The sequence below is a fragment of the Sphingomonas sp. URHD0057 genome, from assembly GCF_000620665.1.
Lineage (GTDB): Bacteria > Pseudomonadota > Alphaproteobacteria > Sphingomonadales > Sphingomonadaceae > Sphingomicrobium.
On sequence record NZ_JIAU01000005.1, the window covers coordinates 395,120 to 412,919 of the forward strand.

The 17,800-nt window shown below is 66.5% G+C and carries 15 protein-coding genes; 6 read left to right on the forward strand and 9 right to left on the reverse strand.

Features of this window, described 5'->3' with window-relative positions; all coding sequences use genetic code 11:
* The first annotated feature begins 26 nt into the window (after positions 1–26).
* The gene (locus N539_RS0102170; protein ID WP_037551709.1) at positions 27–479 is read left to right on the forward strand and encodes a nucleoside deaminase; all 453 of its coding nucleotides are present in this window, start codon (positions 27–29) and stop codon (positions 477–479) included.
* A gap of 3 nt (positions 480–482) precedes the next feature.
* Here the strand turns inward: N539_RS0102170 and N539_RS15000 are convergent, their stop codons facing one another.
* A complete protein-coding gene (locus N539_RS15000; protein ID WP_037551711.1) occupies positions 483–1,148 on the reverse strand; it encodes an OmpA family protein in 666 nt (221 codons plus the stop codon).
* A 126-nt stretch (positions 1,149–1,274) separates the two neighbouring features.
* Between N539_RS15000 and N539_RS0102180 the strand changes: the two genes are divergently transcribed.
* Positions 1,275–2,618 (forward strand): hemolysin family protein, encoded by a 1,344-nt coding sequence (locus tag N539_RS0102180; protein WP_028968940.1) that lies wholly within the window; start codon positions 1,275–1,277, stop codon positions 2,616–2,618.
* On the opposite strand, the gene N539_RS0102185 is transcribed toward N539_RS0102180, so the two are convergent.
* The 3 genes from N539_RS0102185 to purD are packed head-to-tail and all read right to left on the reverse strand — an operon-like array spanning position 2,611 to position 4,919.
* Complete coding sequence (locus tag N539_RS0102185) at positions 2,611–3,105, reverse strand: hypothetical protein (protein WP_028968941.1); 495 nt, start codon at positions 3,103–3,105, stop codon at positions 2,611–2,613. The genes N539_RS0102180 and N539_RS0102185 overlap by 8 nt on opposite strands.
* Before the next feature lie 3 nt (positions 3,106–3,108).
* Positions 3,109–3,663 (reverse strand): hypothetical protein, encoded by a 555-nt coding sequence (locus N539_RS0102190; RefSeq protein WP_028968942.1) that lies wholly within the window; start codon positions 3,661–3,663, stop codon positions 3,109–3,111.
* Positions 3,660–4,919, reverse strand: coding sequence for a phosphoribosylamine--glycine ligase (gene purD, locus N539_RS0102195; protein ID WP_028968943.1), 1,260 nt, complete (start codon positions 4,917–4,919; stop codon positions 3,660–3,662). Before purD ends, N539_RS0102190 begins: the two co-directional genes overlap by 4 nt.
* Here purD and xseA point away from each other — a divergent pair.
* Both xseA and N539_RS0102205 read left to right on the forward strand, forming a co-directional pair.
* The gene (gene xseA / locus N539_RS0102200) at positions 4,912–6,309 is read left to right on the forward strand and encodes an exodeoxyribonuclease VII large subunit (protein ID WP_051531306.1); all 1,398 of its coding nucleotides are present in this window, start codon (positions 4,912–4,914) and stop codon (positions 6,307–6,309) included. The genes purD and xseA overlap by 8 nt on opposite strands.
* 4 nt (positions 6,310–6,313) lie before the next feature.
* On the forward strand, positions 6,314–6,517 hold the full coding sequence (locus N539_RS0102205) for a DUF2093 domain-containing protein (protein WP_028968945.1): 204 nt from the start codon (positions 6,314–6,316) through the stop codon (positions 6,515–6,517).
* Between the two features lie 3 nt (positions 6,518–6,520).
* On the opposite strand, the gene N539_RS0102210 is transcribed toward N539_RS0102205, so the two are convergent.
* Positions 6,521–7,045, reverse strand: coding sequence for a hypothetical protein (locus N539_RS0102210; RefSeq protein WP_028968946.1), 525 nt, complete (start codon positions 7,043–7,045; stop codon positions 6,521–6,523).
* 214 nt (positions 7,046–7,259) lie between these two features.
* On the opposite strand from N539_RS0102210, the gene N539_RS0102215 reads away from it, so the two are divergent.
* Positions 7,260–10,403 (forward strand): TonB-dependent receptor domain-containing protein, encoded by a 3,144-nt coding sequence (locus tag N539_RS0102215; protein ID WP_028968947.1) that lies wholly within the window; start codon positions 7,260–7,262, stop codon positions 10,401–10,403.
* A gap of 54 nt (positions 10,404–10,457) precedes the next feature.
* Here the strand turns inward: N539_RS0102215 and N539_RS0102220 are convergent, their stop codons facing one another.
* A complete protein-coding gene (locus N539_RS0102220; protein WP_028968948.1) occupies positions 10,458–11,471 on the reverse strand; it encodes a hypothetical protein in 1,014 nt (337 codons plus the stop codon).
* A 64-nt stretch (positions 11,472–11,535) separates the two neighbouring features.
* Here N539_RS0102220 and N539_RS0102225 point away from each other — a divergent pair, with 64 nt between their 5' ends.
* The gene (locus tag N539_RS0102225; RefSeq protein WP_028968949.1) at positions 11,536–12,792 is read left to right on the forward strand and encodes an aspartyl/asparaginyl beta-hydroxylase domain-containing protein; all 1,257 of its coding nucleotides are present in this window, start codon (positions 11,536–11,538) and stop codon (positions 12,790–12,792) included.
* Here N539_RS0102225 and N539_RS0102230 read toward each other — a convergent pair.
* From N539_RS0102230 to N539_RS17535, 3 genes are all read right to left on the reverse strand, one after another.
* Positions 12,789–14,249 (reverse strand): tetratricopeptide repeat-containing sulfotransferase family protein, encoded by a 1,461-nt coding sequence (locus N539_RS0102230; RefSeq protein ID WP_028968950.1) that lies wholly within the window; start codon positions 14,247–14,249, stop codon positions 12,789–12,791. The genes N539_RS0102225 and N539_RS0102230 overlap by 4 nt on opposite strands.
* 39 nt (positions 14,250–14,288) lie before the next feature.
* A complete protein-coding gene (clpB, locus tag N539_RS0102235; protein ID WP_028968951.1) occupies positions 14,289–16,889 on the reverse strand; it encodes an ATP-dependent chaperone ClpB in 2,601 nt (866 codons plus the stop codon).
* Between the two features lie 63 nt (positions 16,890–16,952).
* Entirely contained in the window at positions 16,953–17,762 is an 810-nt protein-coding gene (locus N539_RS17535) for a D-Ala-D-Ala carboxypeptidase family metallohydrolase (protein WP_051531187.1), read from the reverse strand.
* Between the last annotated feature and the right edge of the window lie 38 nt (positions 17,763–17,800).

A 17,800-nucleotide genomic window follows, 5' to 3' on the forward strand; every position in this document is an offset into this window, starting at 1 on the left:
CACTGCTGCGGTAGCGGCGCGGATGCATGACCTTTCCATTGCCCCCGCCGATGCGCCGCGCGCTCGACCTTGCCGCCGAGGCGGCCGCGGGCGGCGACGTGCCGGTCGGCGCGGTAGTGACTTTGGGCGACGCGATCATTGCGGAATGCCGCAATGCGATGCGCGCCTCGAACGACCCGACCGCGCATGCGGAAATCGAAGCGATTCGTGCGGCGGCGGCCAAGCTCGGCACATCGCGCCTCGACGACTGCACGTTGTGGGTCACCCTGGAGCCCTGCGCGATGTGCGCCGCGGCGATCGGACTCGCCCGGTTCAAGGCGCTGCGTTTCGGCGCCGAGGATCCCAAGGGCGGGGGCGTGGTCCACGGCGCGCGCATCTTCGCCCAGCCGACCTGTCATCATCGGCCCGACGTTCTCGGCGGGATCGGAGGGGAGGAGTCGGCGGAGCTCCTGCGCAACTTCTTCGCCGAGCGCCGCTAGCGCTCAGGAGCGGTAGGCGACGAGGCGAATCTCGACCCGCCGGTTGGCCGCCTTTTGACCCTCCGTCACATCGGGGTTGTAGAGCGGCGCGCTCTCGCCGTAGCCCCTGGATGCGATGCGCGCCTTGGCGACGCCGTGACCGGCAAGATAGGTCGCGACCGCCGTCGCGCGCTTTTGCGACAAGGCCAGGTTGCCCGCCTCCGTTCCCGACGTGTCGGTATGCGCGAAGACGTCGACGAAGCTCTGGTTGCGGGTGCGGACAGTGCGCGCGATCTCCTTGAGGGTCGCGTCGAACTGCGGCTTTACCGCCGAGCTCCCCGAATCGAACGTCAGCGCAGCGGGGATTCGAATGAGGATGCTGTCGCCAACCCGAAGCACGTCGAGCCCGATACCCGCCGTCTGGCTGCGCAGCTCGCTTTCCGTCGATGCCAGATATTGCGCGGCGGCGGATGCGCCGAGCGGGCGGATCTTGGCGGCGCGCATCTTGGCGGAACGCGCCTTTAGCCCGCCGATGACGTCGCCCGCGAGGTAGCGCGCGCCGAGCCCCAGCGGCGTGAATTCGGCCGGGCGCGGCAGGATCGGGGCGGGCGGTGGTGCGGTCGAACAGGAGGCGAAGGCGATCAGCCCGCATCCGATGGCAGCGGCGGACAACAAGCGTCGAAACTGCATCTCACCGCTCCAAAGCAGAATTTCTCACCCGTGAAACCGGCGCCCGAACCACATGGTTCCGGGGGTCATCGGCTGCCAAACTTGTCGCAGCCCGTCAATCGAGGCTAAGCATGCGGTCAGCCGCCTATGAGCGACCATCTGGCACCCTTTCCCTGGATCGACGTCCTCATCATCTTCGCCCTCGTTCTGGTGAACGGCGTGCTGGCGATGGGTGAGCTCGCGATCGTCTCCTCCCGCGACGCACGGCTGAAAGCGCTGGCCAAGGGCGGCAGCCGCGGCGCCGAATGCGCCCTCGAGCTCGCGTCCGATCCGGGCCGTTTTCTCTCGACCGTACAAAGCGGGATCACGCTCATGTCGGTCATCGCCGGCGCTTTTTCGGGAGCCAGCCTTGGCGAGCCCACCGCCGAACGCTTGCAACTGCTCGGCCTCAAGCCCGACACCGCGCACACCGTCGGCTTCGGCGTGGTGATCGTGCTCACCACCTTCGCCACGCTGGTGATCGGCGAGATCGTGCCCAAGCAGATCGCGCTCCGCTCGCCCGAGCCGATCGCGGTGGCCATGTCGCGCCCGATGCGCTGGCTTTCGGTGGTGACCGCCCCGTTCGTCTGGTTGCTCGACAAATCGAGCTCGCTCATCTTCCGCCTTCTCGGCCTCGACCGGGAATCGAGGAACCACGTGACTGCCGAGGAGCTGCACCTGGTCGTCGCCGAAGCGCAGACCGCCGGAGTGCTCGAGGAAGACGAGCGGGCGATGATCTCGGGCATCGTGCGGCTGGCCGACCGGCCGGTGCGTGAAGTCATGACGCCGCGGACGGACGTCGACTGGATCGACGTCGACGCGACCGAAGATGAGGTGCGCGCCGCGCTGATCGACACCGTCCATAGCCGCATTCCGGTTGCGCAGGGGACGATCGAAAATATCGTCGGCGTCATCCAGACCGGCGACGTCCTCGCCTGCACGCTGCGGGGCGATCCGATCGACCTCAATCGCCTGTGCCGCAAGGCGCCGGTCATTCCCGACCTGATGGACGCGATGGACGCGCTTGCGGTGCTGCGCAGCGCCGACGTCCCGCTTGCCCTGGTCCACGACGAATATGGCCATCTCGAGGGCATCGTGACGCCGGGCAGCATCCTCGCGGCGCTCGCCGGGACCTTCGCCCACGATGTGGAGCAGGGCGAGGAGCCGCCGTTGCTCGAGCGCGAAGACGGCAGCTGGCTGGTGTCCGGGGCGGCGAGCGCCGACCTGCTGGCCGACCGGCTCGGGGTTCGAATGCCCAACGACCGCGACTATGCGACCGTGGCGGGCTTTGCATTGTCGGTGCTCAAGCACCTCCCCAAGACGGGCGAGACCTTCAAGCACGACGGCTGGTCGTTCGAGATCATCGACCTCGACGGGCGCAAGATCGACAAGCTGATCGTGTCGCGGCCGCGCAAAAAGAAGCCCGAGGCTGAAACCGCAGAGGTCAGCTGAGCGCGCCAAACCTCTGCTCGAAGCCGTCGCGGTCGTTGCGCGCCAGATAGTCGGCCTGCTCGACGATGCGGTCGCGCGAGATGCGGCCGCGGAATGCGCCGAGCTGCCCGTCCAGGCGCTCGATTTCGGTGGGCGTGAGATGCGCGAGCTGCTCGAAGCGATGAAAGCCGAGCGCATGCAGCGCATCGGCGAATTTGGGTCCGACTCCCTTCAACAGACTGAGGTCGTCGGCGGGATCCTTCGCCCGTGACAGCTTACGGTGCACCGAGGCGCCGAGGATCTCGCCGGTCACGTCGCTGGTCGCCGCGGCCGCTTCGCCGGCAAACCCGCGGCCTTCGCGGTCGCGCCCGCTGGCCGGCATGTGCGGCCGCCGCGGCGCGCTGTCGGTGAGCTGGACGCGCTGGCGTGGCCTCAGCACCAGGTAAGCGAGGGCGACCGCCGCCGCAGCGATCAGAATGAGCCACCAATATTCGCGGATGAAATCCATTTCTTACCAATTCCATTGAGCGTTGAAGCGTCGGCGAAGCTCGACGAAATAGGCGAGCAGCACGCCGAAAAGAAAGCCCAGGATCGTCGCTGCGCCGCTTTCGACGATGAGCGGAACGCCGCCGCCGGTCGACCACCGCGCTTCGCGCACGCCGGGAATGAGGGCCAGGATTCGACTGAGCTCGCTACGCTGAAAGTCGTCGGCTGGTCCGGACAGGATCAGTCGGCGGCTGAGCGGGCGGCGGTGAAGCCGCCCCGTGACCTGGTACATTTCATAATTGTCGAGCGTGAGGCGGGCGTCCCGTTCGACTCGTTGGGCAAACAAGTCCGCGGCGTGCATCGGTCCGGCCCACAAAGCCGCCGCGGCGATCGCGACCGCCGCACCGATCCCAAGGGCCAGCCATCGCTTGCGGCGCAAGTCGTGCGTCGCCAGCGGGACCCCCTCGAGCTTGTCCTTGACCGCGGCCGGCGGCAGGCGGAAGCTGATCGATCCCGCCACGATCCCGATCACCGGGCCCACGGCGAGCAGCGGCCAGAAATAGCTCCACAGGGTGTTCATGCGGTCTCCCGCTGCAGCTCACGCCAGCCGATATCGCGGCGGTGGAAACCGTCGGCGAAATCGATTTGGTCGACCGCGCGATAGGCGCGCGCCCGAGCATTCGCGAACGTATCGGCAACCGCGGTCACCGCCAGCACACGGCCGCCTTTGGCGACCAAGCCGCCTTGGACAAGCTCGGTTCCCGCGTGGAACACGGTGACGCCGGCGACTTGCTCGGCCGCTTCGATGGCACGGATCGCGCCGCCGCTGGCTGGCGTCCCCGGATAGCCGCGCGCCGCCACGATCACCGTCATCGAATGCTGCGGCGAGAGCCTGGGCGGAGCGATCTCGCCGAGCCGGCCGGTGGCGACGGCGAGCAGCAATTCGGCGAAGTCGCCGTCGATCAGCGGCATGATCGCTTCGCACTCGGGATCGCCGAAGCGGACATTATATTCGATCAGCTTGGGGCCCTGCGCCGTAAGCATCAGTCCCGCGTACAGCACGCCGCTGAATGGAGTTCCCGCAGCGGCGAGGGCGCGCGCGGTCGGAAGCACGATCTCCTCCATCGCGCGGCTCTGCAGCTCGGCGGTGAGGACCGGCGCGGGGGCATAGGCGCCCATGCCGCCGGTGTTGGGGCCGGTGTCACCTTCGCCGACCCGCTTATGATCCTGCGCCGAGGCCAGCGGCACCGCGGCGGCGCCGTCGACCAGCGCGAACAGGCTCGCTTCCTCGCCCTCGAGGAATTCCTCGATGACCAGCGGCCCGTCGCCCGCGGCGTCGATTGCCGCTTCGGCCTCGGCGCGGCTCATGGCCACCGTAACGCCCTTGCCCGCGGCGAGGCCGTCGGCCTTGATCACGACCGGGATACCGAACTGGCTCAGCGCCTCGCGGGCCTCGGCCGCCCGCTCGGCCCGGACGTAGTCGGCGGTTGGGATTCCGTTGGCTTTGCACAGGTCCTTGGTGAAGCCTTTGGAGCCTTCGAGCCGGGCGGCCGCCGCGTTGGGCCCGAACACCCCGATGTCGGCCTGCCGCAAGGCATCGGCGACGCCGGCGACCAGCGGCGCTTCCGGCCCAACCACGACGAGGTCGATCGCCTGCTCCTTTGCGAGGGCGACCACCGCGCCGGAATCGCACGGGTCGATGGCCGCACATTCCGCCCACCGCGCGATGCCCGGATTGCCCGGCGCCGCAAGCAGCCGGCCGCAGCTTGGCGATTGCCTAAGCCTCCAGGCGAGCGCATCTTCGCGGCCGCCCGACCCCAAGAGCAAAATGTCCATGGATCTCCCTGACGATACGCGTGGCGGCCTGTTAGCGAACGTCGCCCCCGGCGACAATTCGCCGCCGCTGAGCGTCAGCGAACTTTCGGGCGTGCTCAAGCGGACCATCGAGACCGCCTTCGGCAACGTCCGCGTCCGCGGCGAGATTTCGGGCTTCAAGCGCCATGCCTCGGGCCATTACTACTTCACCCTGAAGGACGAGAATGCGTGCATCGACGCGGTCATCTGGCGCACCAGCGCGGTCTCGCTGGCGTTCCGGCCGGAAGACGGCGCCGAAGTCATCGCCACCGGCAAGCTGACGACCTACCCCGGCCGCTCCAAATACCAGATCGTCATCGAGGTCATGGAGCTGGCCGGCGAGGGCGCCTTGCTCGCTTTGCTCGAGCGGCGGCGCAAAGCGCTCGCCGCGGAAGGGCTGTTCGACCCGGCGCGCAAGCGCAAGCTGCCGTTCCTGCCGCGCGTCATCGGCGTGGTAACCTCGCCCACCGGCGCCGTGATCCGCGACATCATCCACCGCCTCGAGGACCGCTGCCCGACTCACGTGATCGTGTGGCCGGTCCCGGTTCAGGGTGAAGGCGCGGCGGCGAAGATAGCCGAGGCGATTCGCGACTTCCCGGCGGTCGAGCCGCGGCTGGATCTGCTGATCGTCGCCCGCGGTGGCGGTTCGATCGAGGATCTGTGGGCGTTCAACGAGGAAGAGGTCGTCCGCGCCGCAGCGGACTGTCCGATCCCGCTGATTTCGGCCGTGGGCCACGAGACCGATACCACCCTCATCGACCACGCGTCCGACCGCCGCGCGCCGACTCCGACCGCGGCCGCGGAAATGGCGGTGCCGGTGCGCTCGGAACTGGCGGCTCAGCTCACCGAGCTGGCCCATCGCGCGCAACAATGCCTGGCCCGCCGCTCCGAGCGCGACCGCGAGCGCTTCGAGCTGACATTGTGCCGCTGGCCCGAGCCGCGCGCCCTCTTCGCCCCCGCCATCCAGCGCGTCGACGAGCTCGGCGAGCGCCTCCCGCGCTCGCTCGCAGCACGCGCGGGCCACGCGCGCGCGGACATGAATCTCGTCGCCGGGCGGCTGCGCCGGGACCTTGTCGATCAGCGAATCACGCGATTGACGGAGAAGCTGTCGGCGCTGTGGCAAATGGCCGAGCTGGTGCATCCGGACCGGCCGCTGGCGCGCGGCTTTGCGCGGGTCACCAGCCGCGGCGGCAAGACGCTCACCAGCGCCGCCGAAGCCAGGGCCGAAGCGCTCCTGACGCTGCAGTTCGGAGATGGGGCGGTCGATGCGACGGTTGGAAGCGGGAGCGCGAGTCCGCCGGCGGTTGAGCGAAAGGCGCGCAAATCCTACATTCCGCCCCAGCCGGGCCTGTTCGACCCGCCAGAGGAATAGAGCGATGTTGATGACCGGAAGCGGCAAGGCCGCGCGCGTGCATTATCTGGCGGGGACGTTCCGCTTGCTGTCCGACGGCGACCACGTGGTCTGCGCCGTCACCGGCGCCCGCATCCCGCTCCACGAGCTGCGCTATTGGAGCATCGAGCGGCAGGAACCCTATGTCGACGCCGAAGCCAGCCTGAAGGCCGAACAGCGCGACGACTGAGCGCTAGCCGACGCGGCGGCCTTTGACGCCGGTCTGGCCGTTGATGCGGATGAAATAGCTGCCCATCGGACCGCGCCGGATGACGATCTTCTGGCCAGGCCTTGGTTCCCTCAGGCTAATCGATTCCTCGGTGGTCTCCCAGACCGCGTTGCCGTCGGCGATGACGACCTGATAGCGCCCGTTCCCCTCGCGCACCGATTTGATCGTGGATTCGATCTGGTCGGGCGTGTCGCCGGCGCTCTGGTCGCCGGCGAAGAAGGGCAACTTGGGCATCGAGAACCCGAACAGGGAGCGGCGAGCCTGGCGCAACTGACCGCGGTCGACGATGTTGATTTCGCCGCTCTTGGATGCCGTGATCAGCGCCGGCGCGGTCTTGTCGTAACAGGCGAGGCGCTGCGCCGGGTCGGTCAGCGTCCGGCAATTCTCGAGAGCGTTGATGTAGGGCGACATCGGCGCGGGCGGACCTTTCGCCGCGGTCGAGGCCGACGCGAGAATCGCGATCGCGGCCAGCGAAACAATCACGCGCATGCCATTCTCCCCGCCGAGCTTCGTGCGATTCCTGCCACCGTGAGGGCGGAAAGCAACCTGTGCCCCAAATGCAACATTACCGCCACGATTTGTCGCTCGCACGACTCGTCTGATTGATTCGCCACGGCAACTACCCGTAGGAACCGTACATCAGTGCCGAACAGAGCGGCCGAAGATTCGTGGCTGCGGCCTCGGGGTTCAGAAGGGGATCAGAATGTCTAAGAGCTATCGATCGCTTTTGGCGACGACCGTGATTGCGGGATTCGCAGTAGCGGCAATGCCTGCCTATGCGCAGGATGCGTCGCCGGCGCCGCCGGCCGGTACGACCGACACCACCGCTCCGGGTGGCGCAACGACCGAAGGCCAGACGCAGGCCGGCACAACTCAAGATGCGGGCCCGGGTGCGCAGCCGCAAGAAGCGGTTCCGCCGGCGCAGGCCCAGGGTGGCGGCGAGATCATCGTCACGGGCACCTTGATCCGTAACCCCAACCTAACGTCGTCCTCGCCGGTCGCGGTCGTTGGACAGGAAGAAATCAACCTTCGCCAGTCGACCAACGCCGAACAGATCCTGCGCACCATCCCGGGCGTGTCCCCGGGCTTTGGCCAGAACGTCAACAACGGCAACAACGGTACCGCCACGGTCGATCTTCGCGGCCTCGGCCAGAAGCGCAACATCGTCCTTCTCGACTCGACCCGCCTGGTTCCCGCGACCACGGCCGGTGCGGTCGACTTGAACAACATCCCGCTGTCGCTGATCGATCGCATCGACGTGCTGACCGGCGGTGCCTCGACCACCTACGGCGCCGACGCCGTGACGGGTGTCGTCAACTTCATCACCAAGAAGAATTTTGCCGGCGTCGACATGCGCGTCCAGGAAGGCATCACTGAGCGTGGTGACGGCAACACCTTCCGTACCGACCTCACCCTCGGCGCCAACTTCGATGACGGGCGCGGCAATGCGGTGCTAGCGATCGGCTATATCGAGACCGATCCGGTATCGTTCGCCAACCGTGAGTTCGGCGAGTGCGTCATTACCTCCGCGACCGGCGGATGCGGCGGCAGCTCCTCGACCTCGATCCCGACTTCAGTGGCGTTCCCGGGCACCGGCAAGCGCCAGGTGAACCCCGAATCAACGGCGTTCATTCCGTCCTACCGGACCTTCAACTTCAACCCGTACAACGTCTATCAGACGCCGTTCCAGCGCTACAATGCGTTCGGGCAGGCGCATTACGACATCTCCGATGCCGTCTCGGTCTATGGGCGGGCGCTTTTCACCAAGACCACCAACAGCAGCATCGCGGCGCCGTCGGGCTTGTTCGGCACCCATCTGACGATCCCGGGCTTCAACCCGTTCCTGACCGACGCCGAAGCATTGTTCATCTGTCAGCACCAAACTGTGCCCGGCCCGGACGGTCCAATCCCCGCTCCGATCAATGACCTGGCGACATGCCGCCAACAGCCCGCCCTGGATATCCCGGCCGTCTATCGCCGCACGACCGAAGTCGGTCCGCGTGTGGACCAGTTCCAGACCAACATCTTCGACTTCAAGGCGGGCGCGACCTGGAACATCACGCAGAACATCAACTTGGACGTTTACGGCGCCTATGGCGAGTCGGAGCAAGTCCAGCGCCGTCAGAACTACGTGTCGACCAGCCGCGTCCAGCAGGCGCTGAACACCAATCCGGATGATCCGACGCAGTGCGCCGATCTCAGCGCCGGGTGCGTGCCCTTGAACCTGTTTGGCCAGCCGAACAGCATCACGCCGGAGATGGCGGGCTTCATCGGCGGCATCGAAAGCACGATCTCGCGCGGTGCGACGCTGGCTCAGGTCCATGGCGTCGTGTCGGGTGACTTCGGCTTCTCGCTGCCGTGGGCCGGCAAGCCTATCGCCTTCGCGATCGGTGCCGAGCATCGCGACTACACCGCTCACACCCGTCCCGACGCTCTTGCGCAGGTTCCGGGTGAGCTTGGTGGCGCCGGCGGCGCGATCCTGGCGGTCGAAGGTGGCTACACCGCCGAAGACGCGTTCGGAGAATTGATCGTCCCAATCGCGGCCGACCGTCCATTCTTCGACGAGCTGACCCTCGAGGCTGGCTATCGCCGTTCGCACTATGTGGTCGACGCCGCAGGCAAGCCAAAGTTCAGCGCCGACACCTACAAGATCGGCGGCACCTGGGCGCCGTTCGATGCGATCAAGTTCCGCGGCAACTACCAGCAGGCGGTCCGCGCGCCGAACATCGCCGAGCTGTTCACGCCGGTGGTTACTGCGCTGACCAACCTCGGGACCGACCCCTGTCAGGGCACTGCGAATCCTGCGCTTGTCACCGAAGATGTTCCGCTCAATCCGAACATCACCAACCCGGCGCTTCAGGCGATCTGCCTTGCGCAGGGTGCCCCAGCGGGCACGATCGGCCAAATCCCGCAGCCGATCTCGGGCCAGGTCAACATCACCGTTGGCGGCAACCCCACGCTCAAGCCGGAAACCGCGCATACCTGGACGGTCGGCGTGGTTGTGACGCCGCGACAGCTGCTGCCCGGCTTCAACGCCTCGCTCGATTACTACAACATCAAGATCAAGAACGGCATCGTCGTGCCGCTCCCGGGCGACATGATCCGCGCTTGTTTCGGCGACAATCCGGCGAGTCCGCCGGCTGGCGCCCCGACTTCGGCCGACTGTACGGCCATTCGTCGTAACCCGGCGCTTGGCGGCCTCAGCGGCGATCCGGCGACCACTCCGGGTCTGCTCGCAAGGACAACCAACCAGGGCGCACTGAAGACGAGCGGCTTCGACTTGACGGCAAACTATCGCCGGAATGTCGGCTTCGCGGATCTCATCCTCAACTTCGCCGGCAACTACACTCGCGATTCGCGGCTGTCGTCGATCCCGTCGCTTGGTTTCGGCCCGAACTGCGCCGGCACCTTCAGCGTCAACTGCGGTATCACCCTTGGCCAGCTTCAGCCGAAGTGGTCGTGGAGCCAGCGGACGACCCTGTCGTTCAAGCCGATCGACGTGTCGCTGCTGTGGCGGCACATCGGCGCCTTCCAGTATGAGCATGGCGCGCCGAACAACCTGCCGCCGCTGTTCGAAGGTCCAATCACCTGCAATGGCTGCGCGATCGAAGGGCAGCATTTCAACGCCAACCGCATTCCGGCGTTCAACTACTTCGACCTGACGACGCGCTTCTCGATCACCGATCACTATGAGCTTACGCTCTCTGCGATCAATATCTTCGACAAGGACCCGCCGCTGGTCGGTGGCGAGGCCGGGTCGACGACGGCGGTCGGTGGCAACACCTTCCCGTCGACGTTCGAAACCCTGGGCCGTCGTTATTCGGCGACGGTCCGCCTGAAGTTCTAAACTTCGCGGCTAGTCCAGGCATTCGGGGCGGATCTTCGGATCCGCCCCTTTTTTTTATGTCAAAGGGTGGGGAAGGTCGGTGGCAATGCCGGCGGCCTCGCCAACCAGTGCGGCCCACTCGGCAACCTTTCCGACTTCATCCCCGTAGACGCTCCGTGCCGCGCGATATTCGTCATCGCGCGCGCTTGCGCCGAACGCGGTTCCATCCTTGGAATTGCGGGTGAGCACCGTGCCCGCCACCGCGCTTACCTGCTCGGACGTCAGGGCGAGTTGAAACAGTCCGGCCGCCCCCTCGAGGGCCTCCTTCGGCCGCGCAAGAAACGCATCACTGGACAGCGAGCGCACCCTGCCTGGATATTTCTCGATCAAATCGGAGAACAGGCACTGCTGACCGAGCCAGGCGCAAGCGGCGATCTGCAGATCCATCAGGCCCAGAAAGTCCGTGTCGGTCAGGCCAAGGCGGTCCAGCAACTGCTCCCTTCGCATCGCCATGAACAGCTCGCGCCCCCACAGCCGGCCATCAAAGCCCTTCTTCGCGAGTGAAAGCAAATGGTCTTCCAAGGGTGCGTACATCAACACCGCGCTCGCTTCAGGGCGCAGCTTCAACATCGCCGCGGCCAGGCCATTGGCAATGGTCGAAGGCTTCACGACCGAGAGCTGGTCGCCTCCGAAGGGCCGGGCGAGCAGGCTGATTGCATCGCTGAGGGCGCGCCCGACTTCGGCCGGCAGCGCACCCCTTTTGCGCCAGCCGACGACGTCATTAAGAATATTGGGTTCGCTGAAACCGGTCGCCAACCCGGGCTGATCGAAGCAGCGGGTGAACAGCGTCGAGCAGCAAAAACCCGAATGAAACACAAATTGGATTGGCGCGGTCGCCGGCGCGAGCCGTTTTGCCCGTTCGCGCGGCTCGGCGCGGTAGGGCCTCTCGGGCAAATGATTGACGGCGAGAAACGGCGCCGAGCCGCGCGTCTCCCGATCATAATCGACGAAGCGGATCGTATCGGTGGCTTCGTCGAACCGGTATGCCAGCCACTCCGGTCCGAGATTATCGCGATCCTCGTGACCCACTTCGCTGTTCCCTGACGAACCTGGCTCGCTTGCACGGGTTCGGAGCCTGTGATTATGCCGGGGCATGACCGATGTGACGGCCGAAGTACAGAAGCACCTCGTCGCCGCGATGACCGCTCGCCAGCGCGGGCAATTTCAGGACGAGCTTCGCTCGCTCGACCGAGCCCTGGAGGTCAATCCGCTAGACCCGGTCGCGCTCAATGCTCGCGGGATGCGGGCGCTGGCGGACAATCAGCCTGAGCAAGCCGCGGCTCTCTTCGAGAAGGCGGCGCAGATCGACTCCCGGGAGCCGACGTTGTGGATCAACCTGGCGTCCGCCGCCCGCGCCCAGGGCGATGACGAGCTGGAACGCTCGGCACTCGAGCGCGCGATCGAAGCCGACCGGTTCCATTTCATCGCGCTTTTGCGCAAAGCCGAGCTCGAGGAGCGGACCGGCCACGCGAAAGAAGCGGCGGTAGGCTGGAGCGCGGTCGTCCAGGTCGCGTCCTCGTCGGTCGATCGCCCGCCGGTAATGGATGACGCAATCCGCCGCGGCCAGGCCTATCTCACCGCCCACTCGGCGGCGCTTTCCGGCCAAATCGAAAAGGAGTTCGGCGCCGATCGCGCGGCCGATCCGGATCTTCGCCGCTTCAATGCGTGCATGGCCCACATGCTTGGCCGGCGCGCGATTTACAGCAACGAATGCCACGGTCTTCATTACCCCTTCCTCCCCGCCGACGAATTCTTCGACAAGCGGCTGTTTCCGTGGCTCGGCGATATCGAAGCGCACACCGCCGCGATCCGTGCGGAAGGCCTGGCGCTACTGGAGGATCCGGGGGAGGCGCTTCGCCCCTATGTCCGGATGGACAAGGGCCTGCCCGAGAACAAATGGACGGAACTCGACCAATCGCTCGATTGGGGCGCCTGCTTCCTGTGGGAATATGGGGAGCCCAATCAACCGGTTCTCGACCGCTGCCCGGCGACCGCGGCCGCGCTCCAACTGGTGCCGGTCAACCGCATTCCGGGCAAGGCGCCATCCGCCTTCTTTTCGATCCTGCGGCCGGGCGCGCGGATTCCGCCGCACACCGGGGTCACCAATACGCGGACGATTATTCACCTGCCGCTGGTGGTTCCCCCCGGGTGCTGGTTCCGCGTCGGGGGTGAGACGCGCGAATGGATGGAGGGCAACGCCTTTGCCTTCGACGACACGATCGAACACGAAGCGCACAACTCGAGCGACCAGATCCGGGTCGTGCTGATCTTCGATGTGTGGAATCCGCACCTGACGACCGAGGAGCAGGATTTGCTCGTGCGGTTCTTCGCCCTGCAGGAGCAGGATTAGAGCAGGCCAAGGTCGGCCAGCCGTCGGCGCGCGCCCTCGAGCTCGCGCGCGTAATTCTTCCACCGCCCCGACGACCTCGCGTGAAGGGGCTTGCGCACTTGCCAATTGCTGGCCGTTCGCACGGCCTCGTTCGGCGTTTGGGCCAGGCAGGCCTCGTCCCATTCAAGCCCGCAAAAAGCGAGCAGCGGCTCGAGCTCGCTTCGCGGGTCGATCACCAGGCGGTCGTAGTCGACGTCATGAACGTCGGCGCCGAACTGGCTTCGCCAATGGTCCATCAGCCGGCGGTACTGAGTGTAATAATGGACAATATCGTCCACCTGGTCGGCATATCGGATCGCGTCGCCGAAATAGAGGAAGAAGGCCGACACGATGGTGTCGAGCGGGTTGCGCACCGTGTGGATGATGCGGGCGGCGGGAAACAGCGCCTTGATCAGCGCCAGGTGGAGGAAATTGTCGGGGCGCTTGTCGGTGACCTGCGCAGCGTCCGGAAACAGCCGCTGCAGCTGCTCCAGATATTTGTCGCGAAGCGCTTCGAACTGCTTCGCCGACGTGCCGGTCAAGCGCTCGGGGTAAGGCGCCAGGTCCTCGCGGGTCATGGCCGGAATGAACTCCAGCTCGCCGCCCGCGGTGACCTCGGGGTGACGCGCGAGCAGTTGCTCGACCAGGGTCGAGCCCGAGCGAAACATCCCGCAGATGAAGATCGGCGTCTTGTCCGCCGGCCACGGCCCGGCCGACTGGATCGGCGGCATGGCGATCAGGGCGTCGACCAGACGCTCATGCTGCGCCCGGTCGTAGCGTCCGGTTGGCGCGCGAACGCCGGCCGCCATTCGATTGGCCTCGGTAACGGCCTGGAATGCCTCCGAATATTCTCCGCCGGCGTCGAGCGCCGCGCCGAGACCGAATAGCATCTCCGCGGCGTCCTCGGCACTCCGCGCGCCTTGCTGAAGTGAATCGCCAAGCAGCTTCGCCGCGCGCTCGTGCTCGCCTTCGTGGACGTCAATGGCCGCGAGCCGCGCAAGCGCGCGGCCGCTTCGAGGATCGGCCTTGAGCGCCTGCCGATACGCCTCGCGCGCAGCAGCGGGCTCGCCGAGGTCGTCCTCGATGCCCCCGAGATTGAGCCACGCCGTGAGCGCTTGCGGATTGACTGCGACCGCCTGGCGAAGCTCCGCCTCAGCCTCCGGCACCTTGTGGAGGAACTCGGCGAGGATCACGGCGCGGTTGATATGGGCTTCTTCCGGGCTCGACACGCCTCGCGCCAGGGCTTCTGAATAAGCGTCGAGCGCAGCCTCATATTGGCGGTCGGCGCGGCACGCATAGCCGAGGTTGAACCAGGTGTCGGCATGCTCTGGGCGCAATTGAGCCATGCGCTCGAAAAGCTCGGCGGCGTCGCCTGCGCGCCCTTCGCGAAGTCGTTGTGCTGCTTCGACGCCGAGCGCGTGCCAGTTCGGTTCCGTCACTCGCTCACCTAAGCGGCCGATGTGCGCGGCGTCGAGTCTCTAGGCCGCTGCGCGCTGCTGGCTCACTGGCTCGAGCTTGAGTCCGCCGTCGCCCTCGTCCACGCGGACCACCGATCCGTCCGCGATTTCGCCGGCCAGGATCTTGTCGGCGAGCGGATCCTGCAGATACTTTTGAACCGCGCGCTTCAACGGCCGGGCGCCGTAAACGGGATCGTAGCCGACGCGGCCGAGCCAGGCCCGCGCGGCGTCGGTCAGGTCGAGCCGGATCTTGCGGTCCTCGAGCAGCTTGCCGAGCCGAGCGATCTGGATGTCGACGATCGGCCCCATGTGCCCGGCGCTCAGCCGATGGAACAGGATGATCTCGTCGAGGCGATTGAGGAATTCAGGGCGGAAGTGCGAACGCACGACCTCCATCACCTGCGGCTCCACTTTCTCGACCGGCTCGTCTTCGCCCAGCGCGGCGAGATATTGCGAGCCGAGGTTCGAGGTCAGGATGATGATGGTGTTGGTGAAGTCGACCGTGCGGCCTTGGCCGTCGGTCAGGCGACCGTCGTCGAGCACCTGCAGAAGCACGTTGAAGACGTCGCCGTGGGCCTTCTCGACCTCGTCGAACAGAACGACCTGATAGGGCCGGCGCCGGACCGCCTCGGTCAGCACGCCGCCTTCCTCATATCCGACGTAACCGGGCGGCGCGCCGATCAGCCGGGCGACGGCATGCTTCTCCATGAACTCGCTCATGTCGATTCGGACCATCGCGGTCGAATCATCGAACAGGAATTCGGCGAGCGCCTTGGTCAGTTCGGTCTTGCCGACGCCGGTCGGGCCGAGGAACAGGAACGACCCGAGCGGACGGTTGGGATCCTGCAGGCCCGCACGGGCACGGCGAACGGCGGCTGACACGGCCTTCACCGCATCCTCCTGGCCGATCACGCGCGCGCCGATCGTCGCTTCCATCTGGAGCAATTTCTCGCGCTCGCCCTCCATCATCCGCTCGACCGGGATGCCGGTCCAGCGGCTGACGACTCCCGCGATGTCCTCGGCGGTGACTTCCTCGCGCAGCATGGCGCCGTGGGTTGCAGCGCCCGCCTCGGCGAGTTGCTTCTCGAGCTGGGGAATGCGCCCGTATTGAAGCTCGCCGGCCTTGGCGAGATCGCCGCTCCGCTGCGCCTGCTCCAATTCGAGCCGCGCCCCATCGAGCTGCTCCTTGATCTTGGCTTCGCCCGCGATCTTGTCCTTTTCCGCCTGCCACCGCTGGGTCAGCTCGGCGGACTGCTGCTCGAGGTTGGCGAGCTCTTCCTCGATCTTGGCGAGGCGCTCCTTGCTCGGCTTGTCGCTTTCCTTCTTCAGCGCTTCGCGCTCAATCTTGAGCTGGATGATCCGTCGGTCGAGATTCTCGATCTCCTCGGGCTTGGACTCGACCTCCATCCGGATCCGGCTCGCCGCCTCGTCCATCAGGTCGATCGCCTTGTCGGGCAGGAAGCGGTCGGTGATGTAGCGGTTGGAGAGCGTCGCCGCGGCGACGATCGCGCCATCGGTGATGCGGACGCCGTGATGAAGCTCGTACTTCTCCTTGAGGCCGCGCAGAATCGAGATGGTGTCTGGCACCGTCGGCTCGCCGACGAACACCGGCTGAAAGCGCCGCTCGAGCGCCGCATCCTTCTCGACATGCTTGCGGTATTCGTCGAGCGTCGTCGCGCCGATGCAGTGCAGCTCGCCGCGCGCCAGGGCTGGCTTCAACAGGTTCGAGGCGTCCATCGCGCCGTCGGATTTGCCCGCGCCGACCAGGGTGTGCATTTCGTCGATGAACAGGATGATGTCGCCCGCGGCCTGCTTCACTTCGTCGAGCACGCCCTTGAGGCGCTCCTCGAACTCGCCGCGATATTTCGCGCCGGCGATCAGCGAGCCCATGTCGAGCGAGAGCAGGCGCTTGTCCTTGATTCCGTCGGGGACGTCGCCGTTGGTGATGCGCAGCGCGAGGCCTTCGGCGATCGCGGTTTTGCCGACGCCCGGCTCGCCGATCAGCACGGGATTGTTCTTGGTGCGGCGCGCCAGCACCTGGATGGTGCGGCGGATCTCTTCGTCGCGGCCGATGACCGGGTCGAGCTTGCCCTCGCGCGCTGCTTCGGTGAGGTCGCGCGCGAACTTCTTCAGCGCGTCGTAGCGGTCTTCGGACGATTGCGTGTCGGCGGTGCGGCCGCCGCGCAGCTTGTCGATCGCAGCGTTGAGATTTTGCGGCGTCAGCCCCGCCTTGGCGAGCGCGCCGCCGACATCGGTATTCTTGGCGAGCGCCATCGCCAGCAGGATGCGCTCGACCGTGACGTAGCTGTCGCCGGCCTTTTTCGCGATTTGCTCGGCTTGGTCGAGAATGCGGATCGTGTCGCCGTCGAGCGCGGGGGCCTGGGTGGCGCCACTGCCCGTGACGGCCGGAATCTTGGACACCAGCAAGTCGACTTCGCGCCGTGCCGCCTGCGCGTCCCCGCCGGCCGCCTGGATCAGCCCGGCGGCCATGCCTTGCTCGTCGTCGAGCAGCGCCTTCAGCAGATGCGCCGGTGCGATGCGCTGGTGATTCTCGCGGACCGCGATGGTTTGCGCGGCCTGCAGGAAACCGCGCGCGCGGTCGGTGAGCTTCTCAAAATCCATTCAAATCCCCTCTTCGTTGGCGAGGGATATGTGTGTTGCAATAGGGCAACACAAGGCCCGAGTCTAACGCTGGTAACCGCGCTCCGGCGTGTGGACGACTTCGGTCGGCGACGGGGCGGTCGTGGCGGCCGGCGGCGCTGCCGTTGCCGGCGTGGCGGCCGGCGCCGGCGACGTTTGCGGCAGGGGCTGGCCGACGCTGGCGATGTCTTCCGGATGGACGATCGCCGGGCATTCGGCGGCGACCGCCGGGTCCATGTTCCAGCGGCGGAACTTGGTGCTGTCGATGTGGAAGCGCATGAAGGCGTAGAAGCCGAGGCCCGCATTATATTGCGCGCCGTGCAGCGAATGGGTCGCGCACAGCGCACGCATCATATCGATGCGCGTAATCGGCCGCAACGGCACCATGTCGATGGCCGAATAATGCTTGTGGGCGCTTTCCGGCGCGCCGCCGGCGCACTGGTTCAGGCTCGGATTGCGATAGCCCGACACCGGCTCGACCGGCCCCACCGCGGGCACCACATAATCGTGGATGTAGCGCAGGGTCTGGACGATGTGCGGCCACTCCTCGCTCGGCGGAATCTCGAAGGGCTGGCCGCCGCACTCCTGCCACGAGGTCGCGGTGCGAAGCAGCTGCCAGGTCGGCAGGATTCCGCCGACCTGATAGCTGTTTAGATACTCGTTGAACGACTTGACCTGCGCCGCGCGCCACGGGCCGCCAAGATACCAGGACCGATAGCCCGGCTCGTCCTGGCCGGCGGTGATGTACTCGGCGGCGGGATCGAACGGGGCGGGGGCCATCGCAACCGGCGCGAGCAGGGGCTGAACACCGACCGGCGCCTGAGCGGACACGAGCAAAGCGAGGGCGGCGCGCATGGCGGAACCATACTCCCATCGCCTGCCTTGAAAAGCGC

Excerpts from the sequence above, each read along its gene's own strand:
- N539_RS17535 (WP_051531187.1), bottom strand. The coding sequence starts at position 17,762 with ATGCGCGCCGCCCTCGCTTTGCTCGTGTCCGCTCAGGCGCCGGTCGGT.
- xseA (WP_051531306.1), top strand. The coding sequence starts at position 4,912 with ATGTCCATGGATCTCCCTGACGATACGCGTGGCGGCCTGTTAGCGAAC.
- N539_RS0102205 (WP_028968945.1), top strand. The coding sequence starts at position 6,314 with ATGTTGATGACCGGAAGCGGCAAGGCCGCGCGCGTGCATTATCTGGCG.
- N539_RS0102225 (WP_028968949.1), top strand. The coding sequence starts at position 11,536 with ATGACCGATGTGACGGCCGAAGTACAGAAGCACCTCGTCGCCGCGATG.
- N539_RS0102170 (WP_037551709.1), top strand. The coding sequence starts at position 27 with ATGACCTTTCCATTGCCCCCGCCGATGCGCCGCGCGCTCGACCTTGCC.
- N539_RS0102185 (WP_028968941.1), bottom strand. The coding sequence starts at position 3,105 with ATGGATTTCATCCGCGAATATTGGTGGCTCATTCTGATCGCTGCGGCG.
- purD (WP_028968943.1), bottom strand. The coding sequence starts at position 4,919 with ATGGACATTTTGCTCTTGGGGTCGGGCGGCCGCGAAGATGCGCTCGCC.
- N539_RS15000 (WP_037551711.1), bottom strand. The coding sequence starts at position 1,148 with ATGCAGTTTCGACGCTTGTTGTCCGCCGCTGCCATCGGATGCGGGCTG.
- N539_RS0102180 (WP_028968940.1), top strand. The coding sequence starts at position 1,275 with ATGAGCGACCATCTGGCACCCTTTCCCTGGATCGACGTCCTCATCATC.
- clpB (WP_028968951.1), bottom strand. The coding sequence starts at position 16,889 with ATGGATTTTGAGAAGCTCACCGACCGCGCGCGCGGTTTCCTGCAGGCC.
- N539_RS0102190 (WP_028968942.1), bottom strand. The coding sequence starts at position 3,663 with ATGAACACCCTGTGGAGCTATTTCTGGCCGCTGCTCGCCGTGGGCCCG.
- N539_RS0102215 (WP_028968947.1), top strand. The coding sequence starts at position 7,260 with ATGTCTAAGAGCTATCGATCGCTTTTGGCGACGACCGTGATTGCGGGA.
- N539_RS0102210 (WP_028968946.1), bottom strand. The coding sequence starts at position 7,045 with ATGCGCGTGATTGTTTCGCTGGCCGCGATCGCGATTCTCGCGTCGGCC.